Here is a 1,772-nt window from a genome sequence, read left to right on the forward strand (position 1 = left end):
CGGGGGTGTCGGGCACGCTGTTGGGTGTCTGAGGGTACGGCCGATGGTTGGCTGCCTTCAGTGCCGGCCCCAGTGCACTCGGACTACTGGTTCGGGGTGATGGGTGGTTGGTCGTTGTTTGAGAACTGCACAGTGGACGCGAGCATCTGTGGCCAAGTTTTTAAGGGCGCACGGTGGATGCCTTGGCACCAGGAACCGATGAAGGACGTGGGAGGCCACGATAGTCCCCGGGGAGTCGTCAACCAGGCTTTGATCCGGGGGTTTCCGAATGGGGAAACCCGGCAGTCGTCATGGGCTGTCACCCTTGCCTGAACACATAGGGCAAGTGGAGGGAACGCGGGGAAGTGAAACATCTCAGTACCCGCAGGAAGAGAAAACAACCGTGATTCCGGGAGTAGTGGCGAGCGAAACTGGATGAGGCCAAACCATATGCGTGTGAGACCCGGCAGGGGTTGCGTATGTGGGGTTGTGGGATTTCTCTTTCACGGTCTGCCGGCCGTGAGACGAGTCAGAAACCGTTGATGTAGGCGAAGGACATGCGAAAGGTCCGGCGTAGAGGGTAAGACCCCCGTAGTCGAAACGTCAACGGCTCGTTTGAGAAACACCCAAGTAGCACGGGGCCCGAGAAATCCCGTGTGAATCTGGCGGGACCACCCGCTAAGCCTAAATATTCCCTGGTGACCGATAGCGGATAGTACCGTGAGGGAATGGTGAAAAGTACCGCGGGAGCGGAGTGAAATAGTACCTGAAACCGTGTGCCTACAAGCCGTGGGAGCGTCGGGCAAGCACTTGTGTTTGCCTCGTGACTGCGTGCCTTTTGAAGAATGAGCCTGCGAGTTTGCGGTGTGTTGCGAGGTTAACCCGTGTGGGGAAGCCGTAGCGAAAGCGAGTCCGAATAGGGCGATATAGTAGCGCGCTCAAGACCCGAAGCGGAGTGATCTAGCCATGGGCAGGTTGAAGCGGCTGTAAGAGGTCGTGGAGGACCGAACCCACCAGGGTTGAAAACCTGGGGGATGACCTGTGGTTAGGGGTGAAAGGCCAATCAAACTCCGTGATAGCTGGTTCTCCCCGAAATGCATTTAGGTGCAGCGTCGTGTGTTTCTTGCCGGAGGTAGAGCACTGGATAGGCGATGGGCCCTACCGGGTTACTGACCTTAGCCAAACTCCGAATGCCGGTAAGTGAGAGCGCGGCAGTGAGACTGTGGGGGATAAGCTCCATGGTCGAGAGGGAAACAGCCCAGAGCATCGACTAAGGCCCCTAAGCGTACGCTAAGTGGGAAAGGATGTGGAGTCGCAGAGACAACCAGGAGGTTGGCTTAGAAGCAGCCACCCTTGAAAGAGTGCGTAATAGCTCACTGGTCTAGTGATTCCGCGCCGACAATGTAGCGGGGCTCAAGCGTACCGCCGAAGTCGTGTCATTGCAGCATGAGGGTCAACGCCCGCTGTGATGGGTAGGGGAGCGTCGTGTGCCGGGTGAAGCCGCGCCGGAAGGCAGTGGTGGACGGTTCACGAGTGAGAATGCAGGCATGAGTAGCGATACACACGTGAGAAACGTGTGCGCCGATTGACTAAGGGTTCCTGGGTCAAGCTGATCTGCCCAGGGTAAGTCGGGACCTAAGGCGAGGCCGACAGGCGTAGTCGATGGATAACCGGTTGATATTCCGGTACCCGCTGTGAAGCGTCAAACATTGAACCAGGCGATGCTAAGTCCGTGAAGCCGCCCCGGAGCCTTCGGGCAAAGGGGAGTGGTGGAGCCGACGGACCAGACCTGC

At 58.1% G+C, this 1,772-nt stretch carries 1 rRNA gene (only partly in view); it reads left to right on the forward strand.

Going from position 1 to position 1,772, the window contains the following annotated elements:
• Positions 1-150: 150 nt before the first annotated feature.
• Positions 151-1,772, forward strand: a 23S ribosomal RNA gene (locus ACIQTP_RS46805); it runs 1,598 nt beyond the window's last position.

The sequence above is a fragment of the Streptomyces sp. NPDC090798 genome, assembly GCF_044768965.1.
Lineage (GTDB): Bacteria > Actinomycetota > Actinomycetes > Streptomycetales > Streptomycetaceae > Streptomyces.